The sequence below is a fragment of the Psychrobacter sp. I-STPA6b genome, from assembly GCF_020662265.1.
In the GTDB taxonomy this organism is placed as follows: domain Bacteria; phylum Pseudomonadota; class Gammaproteobacteria; order Pseudomonadales; family Moraxellaceae; genus Psychrobacter.
Map to the genome: position 1 here is coordinate 43,784 of NZ_VEWM01000004.1, position 7,976 is coordinate 51,759.

The 7,976-nt window shown below is 35.1% G+C and carries 5 protein-coding genes; all 5 read left to right on the forward strand.

Translation table 11 applies throughout. From position 1 onward, the window contains the following. Position 1 precedes the first annotated feature (1 nt). From FHK88_RS00190 to FHK88_RS00210, 5 genes are read left to right on the forward strand one after another with little or no spacing between them, the layout of a single operon-like run. A complete protein-coding gene (locus tag FHK88_RS00190; RefSeq protein ID WP_227428773.1) occupies positions 2–700 on the forward strand; it encodes an RAMP superfamily CRISPR-associated protein in 699 nt (232 codons plus the stop codon). Then, positions 690–2,507, forward strand: coding sequence for a type III-B CRISPR module-associated Cmr3 family protein (locus tag FHK88_RS00195; protein ID WP_227428774.1), 1,818 nt, complete (start codon positions 690–692; stop codon positions 2,505–2,507). The genes FHK88_RS00190 and FHK88_RS00195 overlap by 11 nt, the downstream gene beginning before the upstream one ends. After that, positions 2,497–4,062, forward strand: coding sequence for an RAMP superfamily CRISPR-associated protein (locus FHK88_RS00200; RefSeq protein WP_227428775.1), 1,566 nt, complete (start codon positions 2,497–2,499; stop codon positions 4,060–4,062). Before FHK88_RS00195 ends, FHK88_RS00200 begins: the two co-directional genes overlap by 11 nt. A gap of 38 nt (positions 4,063–4,100) precedes the next feature. After that, entirely contained in the window at positions 4,101–4,667 is a 567-nt protein-coding gene (locus tag FHK88_RS00205) for a hypothetical protein (RefSeq protein ID WP_227428776.1), read from the forward strand. Positions 4,668–4,704: 37 nt separating this feature from the next. Continuing rightward, complete coding sequence (locus FHK88_RS00210) at positions 4,705–6,954, forward strand: TIGR03986 family CRISPR-associated RAMP protein (protein ID WP_227428777.1); 2,250 nt, start codon at positions 4,705–4,707, stop codon at positions 6,952–6,954. The last annotated feature ends 1,022 nt before the right edge of the window (positions 6,955–7,976 follow it).

Sequence of the window (7,976 nt, forward strand, 5' to 3'; positions counted from 1 at the left end):
TATGTATAAGAGTAAGGTGTTAAAAATTGAATTCAAAAACTACTTCCGAGCAGGTAGCGGTAGTGGTCAGGGTAGTAGTATGGATGATACTAATGTAAAAGATGATAATGGCTTGCCATACATCGGTGGCAAACATATAAGAGGTATCATAAGAAATGCTGTGTATCGAGCCGAACAATGGGGATGGTATGAGGATAGTAAAAAAGAGATTGATAAACATCAAATTACAGAGAGCTTAACTGATTTAATCTTTGGCAAAGAGAGTAAAAATAATAACTCTGAAGAGTCAAAAACTACTAATGGCATTATATTTATCAATAATGCCAAGCTTGAGGAGGCTGAGCTATGCTACTTACAACAGCCTGATAACAGCACTTTACGACAGGGGCTGTTTAAAAAATTAAGTAACATCGAGATTAATGCTGAAACTAAAACCACTAAAGATGGTAGTTTAAGAAGTGGTGAGGTTGCTATACCAATGACTCTGTTTGTACAAATTGATCTCATTGGCATTAGAGGTTATGACGAAATAAAGGAACAACAAAAAAAGCTATTAGAAAATTTTGAGCCTATGATTTGGCAAGTTATTAATAATGCTTTACCTTTAATAAAGTCCTTTGGTGCTAAGCGTAGTAGAGGCTTAGGTGAGTGCATAGTTAGTATGGTGGATTACGAACAAGGAGTGGCTAATGACAGCTAAGATACTCAAACAAAGCTATCTCATTGAGTCTGAATTACCAATTATTATGAGTGCCACTAGTGCTACTGCTGGCATGCATCATAGTGTTGATTATCTACGAGGGGCTTGTTTTCTTGGAATAGTTGCTGCTCAGTTATATACATCCTTATCAAGCAAGGATGCATTTTTAGTATTTCATAGCGGAAAGGTACGTTTTCTTAATGCTCTACCTACAAGAAAAGTGGATAAGAATATTTTTGAAGTATCATACCCTGTACCTATGTCTTTACATACTTATAAAGGCGAACAGTATACCCTACAAAACAATTATATCGATAGTAATAAAGTTTTTGATACATCAAGCTCTAAATATGATAAACAAAGACAGCCTGTACAACTTAGAGGGTTTAATATTACTACAACTGGGTTTCGATTTATTCCACAGCAGCACTATCAACTAAGGACAGCTATTGATAATACCACTAACATAGCTGCTAAATCGCAATTGTTTGGCTATGAAGCCAATGATAAAAATCAATATTACTATTTTTCTATAGAAGCAGATGCAGATGTAGATGTAAACCTTTGGAATAAGATTCTTGAATGCATACCAAGAACAGCTCATATTGGACGTTCTAGCTCTAGTGCAGAATACGGAAAAATCAATATAACATCACTGAAAAAGGAGGAAGCAGAGCAAACATTTTTGCAAATAGCAGAATCTAATGAGATATCTGAGGATAATCAACTGACCCTTTGGTTAGTCAGTGATATGCAGTTGTTAAAACATGGCCAACCCACACTTATTCCTGAACCCGAATTATTGGGGCTACCCAGTGGAACAGTATGGTTATCTGACAAAAGCTTTTTGCGTAGTAGTCGTTTTAGTGCTCGTAATAATTACCGTCGACACTATGATAAAGAAAGACAAGTCATCAGTCGTGGTAGTGTGTTGCGATACAGCTTACCAAATGGTTATAGCGATACTGAATATAAAGACATTGTGCGACATTGCCATGCAGGGTTGGGCTTACAAAGAGAGTGTGGTTTTGGTCAGGTATTGGTAGACCCTGTGATATTACAGGATATAAAATCAAATTTGTCACCTCTCACCTCCACATCACCAGTCACACAAGTGAATGATACATCTGATACCAAAAGACCTGAAAACTCTATTTTAATAGCTTATCTTGAAAATGAGAGAATAAAAAGAGAACTAGGCGATAAACCTAATAAAAAAGCAACTGCTATTTTCAATGAATTATGCATAAAAGTATCTCAAGCCAGAAATTATCAAGGATTGGTTAAAGGCATGCCTCTACAGCCATTACCCCCCAAACGTACTCAGTTTGGTAAGCTAAGAGAGTTGGCTAATATTTATAGAAATGACGCTACTGGATTGCTAGCATTTCTTTGTGATATTGATGTCAAATCTTCAGCAGATAATGATAATAAAATGATAGATAAAGCAAGATTAAATAAAAATCGTACTGGTATGTTAGTAGTAGTTACAGAAGATGAAAATACCAATCGACAGAGCAATGCTAATTATAGTAACGCTGGTTGGGAGCTAAAATATGCACCTAGCTATCATGCATGTTTGGGAAGTTTTTTATCTAAAAAATTGTATGATGTGTATAAAGAAATTAACAACGAAGTCAAAGACAATGGCATTAAAGATACGTTCATTATTAATAACTATTTCTCGCAAGTAGTGGCAGAGCTAGCCATATTAGGGTTGTCTCGTACATGGGAAGAATATTGCTTAGGTATTAAAACCATGCAATCTACTAAGGCTATTGATAAGGAGTATGCATATGATAGCTGATCGCCCTGTATATCACATATTAAAAGTAAGTATAGAGGCAGAAAGTGCCCATGCTATTCATACAGGTGAAGGTGATATTACCCATGACACACTTATTTTAAGAGATGCTAATGGCTTACCAACACTGTCAGGTAGTAGTTTGGCTGGAGTACTAAAACAAGAATATCAACATCAATTTGGTGAACAGGCAACCAAAGATTTATTTGGTTTTGTTGAGGGGGAAGATAGTCAAACATCGTGGGTAGAGATATATTGGGGATTTATTCATAATTCTAAAAATCAAGCACTAGAAGGCTTGTTATTACCCTCTGAACTAACAGAGGTAAAAGATATTGAGTGCAATGTAACTGAGTATAATGAAGATGCTCAATTACTCACTGATAAAACCGAAAATCTTGAAGCTAGTATCTTGTCGACTATGCTGGATAAAAAACCTATCGTACGTCAGCATGTCAGTATTAATGATAGAGGAGTATCTAAACACGCAGGCAAATATGATGTGACCTTAGTGCCAGCAGGTGCTCGTTATAGCTTTTGGTTGAGCTATTGGGGGCAAGATAATGAATGCCAAGATGACAATAGCGAAGTGATATGCCAACATTGGCAAAATTTAATTAATCTATTTAAAATTAAAAAATTGCGTATCGGTCATGGTACACAAAGAGGTTATGGCTTGTTTAAGACAATAAGTTTGCATCAAGCTGTATGGAATTTAAAAACACCCGTAGGTAGACAGAACTTTTGTGCACATAACTGTACACGGATGAATTATCAAGGACTACAAAAGATAGAGCTTGATGATAAGCTCTTACAAGAAAACAATATCACCATACCTCTAAAAGCTGTTGCAGGCTGGCGTGTGGGAGGTGGTGAGCGAAGAATCTCATTTCATACTATAGATAATAACACTAAGAGTATTAAAGACCCAGATTTATTACCGATGCATGAGCCACGAATAAAATGGACAAAAAGCAAAGATAACCTAGATACGGGGACTTTGGGTGAACAAGAATATGTACTACCCGCCTCAGCTATCACAGGTACTCTTAGGCATCGAGTAGCCTATCATTATAATAGGCTACTCGGTAGATTTGTAGATGATGACGATGTTGATAAGCAAGCCTTTGAGACAGAGGATAGCCCTGCTGTAAAATTGTTATTTGGTTCTGCTGATTCAGATGAACCCAATGCCAGTATACTTGGGTTTAAAGATATTTACTTAGATCCCAATGAAGTTATCACGCAAATTGTTCCGCATAATAAAATAGATGATTACACCTCTGGAGTAATAACTGGTGGATTATTTAGTGAGCAAATTCTTTGGCAAACTGATATAGATATCACCATCACTGTATCTAGATATAACAATATTATTGATAATAATTTTAAAAAGAATATTAAATCAGCCTTATCACTTGCTTTACGAGATATGGCATCGGGTAGACTATGCATAGGAGCATCTGGTGCTAAAGGATTAGGGGTGTTTAAATTACGACAAGATGATACCAAATTTTTTGACCAGTTAGACAAAAAGTTAGATGCGTTGTTTGCATAACTACTTTATTTATTAACGTTCACTTTTGGAATGTAATCATGGACTTAAAAACGTTATTGGATGATATTAAAACGCTAAGTCAGGTCAACCTACAAAAAAATGACCCAAACAATAAGATCGTACCTTTATTAGATATAGATAAGTTCCGTTTAGTAAAAGTGACTTTCGAAGGCTATAAGATTTTTAATGACTACGATAGTCTTGAAAAGGTTTTAAGTGGACTTGATAAAGTAACAGGGTGGATACAAGCGACCAGTGAAGTCAAAATATATCATAATAATCCTGTTAACTTAGATTCACCCTTACTTAATGCCGAATTAGTTGATGAGCAAGGTCAATGCTATTTGATTGATTATCTAAGTGATTATCAATGGGGATTGCAGAGTTGTCAAATTATTGATTGTGAAGCAGATGATATAGAGAAGGCAACACATCTTGCTGAGCGTATACGACAACAACAAGTCAATAAAAAAGAGGATATTTTCTTAGTTTATGACAAGCTATGGCAGTTTGACAAACAACATAATGAACATAACGAAGAACTAATAGCGCAGATGGCTTTTTTTAGAGGCTTTGATGAGCAGGTAAGAACTCGGAAAAAGTAGTGTCCTCTCAACATAGACAAGTAAAAGGAAGTTAATCATGATATCAGCCCCATATCGATTTGTACCTTTATCTAATTTGATTGTATATCCAAGTTGGGCTGACAAAGTCAGCCATGACAAACCATTTAAGCATGGTGTCAGTGGTAAGTTAGTGCTTAGACTGACCAATGAAACTTTATTATGTATTGGTAGCGAGCAGAGTAAAACAGATGAGCAAACTATTGGCAAAGTTCAGTTTTATCGTGATCCTGATGGCATACCTGCTATCCCTCCCACCTCTCTTAGTAGCATGGTCAAAAACGTATTTAAGATTGCCAGCTTTTCTCGGTTTAAAGAGGTAGAAAATAAAAGCTTAAGTGTACGTGATTTGAGCAAAAGTGATAACTTTTATTTGAGCCAAATGCGAAATGCAGAAACAGGTTGGTTAAAGTTTGACGCTAAACAAAGTAAGTGGGTCATCTACCCTTGTAAAATGCGAAGAGTGCATCAGCAGGAAATTATTAAATACTTTAATATTCCTTATAAAGATTGGGTGAGCAATAAAAAGACGCCAGCATCATTAAAATATCGCTTAATACACAAAAAGACTCAGCCAAATAACAGTCATTTTATCCGTTGTCCTGAAGTCCAATTTGATAACACTTCAAATATGCAAAATACTGTCAAATTAATAGAAAGTCAAGGGTCACAAACGGGACAGCTGATAATGACAGGGCAAATTGGTAATTTTTTTACGGAAAATAATCCTAATAAAAAGGGGGTAAAAAAGTACGAGTTTATATTCTATGATACCAGTGATAAAGCTTTAACATTATCTAGTGAAGTTATAAAGGCATTTATGCAAATTTACCAACCCACAGAGGAATGGGAGTTTTGGCAACAGCACACTGATATTACTGAATCTGGCATACCTGTATTTTTTCATCGAGTACAAGATGCGTATGGTGATGTGAAGTCGTTTGGCTTATCTTATATGTATAAATTGGCATATAAAAACAGCTTACACGATGCAATTGCCAATACTAATGCCAATCACATTTATCCCAATGCTCAAGATGATTTTGCCGAACTATTAAATGGATATAGTGATAATGAAAAAACTACCCAAAATGGACTAAAAGGTCGGATTAATTTTGGTTTTGCTAAATTGCAAATGGATGCTAACTGTCTGACTGATAAAAACACACCAAATAAAGATAAGATTAAGGAAAAATTTATCAGTAAAAAACTGGTTCTTTCCGCTCCTCAGCCAACTTACTATCCCTTTTATATCAAGCAGTCTCAGCAGATTAATAAAAAACACTACAGTCAGTTAATGGATAAAAATGTACAACTGGCAGGTTGGAAGCGGTACCAAGTCAAACAAACTATTGATAACAGAGAACTTGCCGAAAATAAAAACATGCAAAAAGAGATAGAGGCTCTAAAACCAGATAATAAGTTTGACTTTGAGATTATGCTACATAACGTACTGCCTGTGGAGCTGGGAGGATTGCTTTGGGCATTAGACTTTGGTGGACGGCAAGAATGTTGTCACGGACTGGGCATGGGTAAGCCTTATGGTATGGGGGCAGTAAAGCTGGAAATCATAACTAGTGAATTAATAAAAAATGATTTTGGGACGATAGAGGATAATAATCACTATTTGCAGGGATGTCGACAAGAGTTTATAAATTATATGAACCTTGTCTTTAAAGAAAATGGTATAGATACAACATGGGAGGATTGTGACCCTATTAAGGCATTAATTAAACTAGCAACCCCAATAGATAATAGTGAGACAAACCGTTCAGACAAATCTAACCATGGTCACCCTGTTTTTGCAGATAAGTATGTGTATATGGATAACCCAAAACAGTTCTCTGTGCTTAAGCAACCTGATAAACTACCACAAGTGATTGAAACTTTTCATACTGACAAAGCAATCATGGTAGAAGATCCAACCATAATAAAGATTGTTACCTACCATTGTGATATTGATAATAGTATTAAGAAGTTTGAAGAAGAATACGAACGTAAAAAACACTATGATAATGCTAGTGAGCAGGAACAAGCTTTGTTAGATCTTGAAAAAGAAATAGAAGAAAAAGAAAATAGTAAGACTCAAATTAAAGACACTTTTAAAAGTAAATCTCATAAAAAGCTAAAAAATATCTATGATAAATATAAAGATATACTTTCAGATGAAGAAAAGATTAGATTAAAGCTACTTGCTGGTCGTATGAGTAAATTGGTAGGTCCAAAAAAGCAACTAGATGCCATTATTAAAAAAATAAATGCACTATAAAAGTTTTAACATTTAAATACTTATATAGAGAAACCGACCTTATTGGGTCGGTTTTTTTATATCTAATGGCAATAAGTGTGACTTGTATTGTAGTTTTATTTTTCTAAAAACTTTAACAATATGCATATCTTGTACTATACCGTACCAAATTTGACCGCAACGATAATTCACAAGTGTCTTAATGACATGCATATCTTGTACTATACCGTACCAATATTTAGTTAAATATTCTAATATCAACAAAGTCTTAATGACATGCATATCTTGTACTATACCGTACCCCTTGTATTTTATAGCCCTTATTTTATAAGGCTTTCCGCCGATAAAATTCGGGATATGGGTAGATGCACCCTAATACTTAACCTATTTTAGCATAGGTTACAGTCATGCAGATATTTCTTAGCTATATATTGCACTAGGGATTTAAGCATATCTAGTACTATACCGCACCTTGGGAATATGGTCCTCAGTTAAAATCATTATATAGTCTTAATGACATGCATATCTAGTACTATACCGTACTTTTGGAGATGGAAAAATGAAAATGTATTTGAGTCTTAATGACATGCATATCTAGTACTATACCGTACTCTTGTATTTTATAGCCCTTATTTTATAAGGCTTTCCGCCGATAAAATTCGGGATATGGGTAGATACACTCTAATAATTAACCCATTTTAGCTTAGGTCACAGTCATACAGATATTTCTTAGCTATATATTGTGCTAGGGATTTAAACATATCTTGTACTATACCGTACCTCTATTAACTACCTCCACTCAATACTTCCCATGTCTTAATGACATGCATATCTTGTACTATACCGTACCTCTTGTGTTTTATAGCCCTTATTTTACAAGGCTTCCCGCCGATAAAATTCGGGATATGGGTAGATATGTTGTGGTCAAGTTTTTTTAGACACTGGTTAAGAGGTTTTAGTTAAAAAATAGTCTCTCTTTTTCAGCAGGGGTTAGATTATCGTTATGTTGATGAGGACGAACGTTACGATAATAACCCCAAATG

Bases quoted from the DNA above. Each gene is read 5' to 3' on its own strand.
- FHK88_RS00190 (WP_227428773.1), top strand. From the start codon at position 2: ATGTATAAGAGTAAGGTGTTAAAAATTGAATTCAAAAACTACTTCCGA.
- FHK88_RS00195 (WP_227428774.1), top strand. From the start codon at position 690: ATGACAGCTAAGATACTCAAACAAAGCTATCTCATTGAGTCTGAATTA.
- FHK88_RS00200 (WP_227428775.1), top strand. From the start codon at position 2,497: ATGATAGCTGATCGCCCTGTATATCACATATTAAAAGTAAGTATAGAG.
- FHK88_RS00205 (WP_227428776.1), top strand. From the start codon at position 4,101: ATGGACTTAAAAACGTTATTGGATGATATTAAAACGCTAAGTCAGGTC.
- FHK88_RS00210 (WP_227428777.1), top strand. From the start codon at position 4,705: ATGATATCAGCCCCATATCGATTTGTACCTTTATCTAATTTGATTGTA.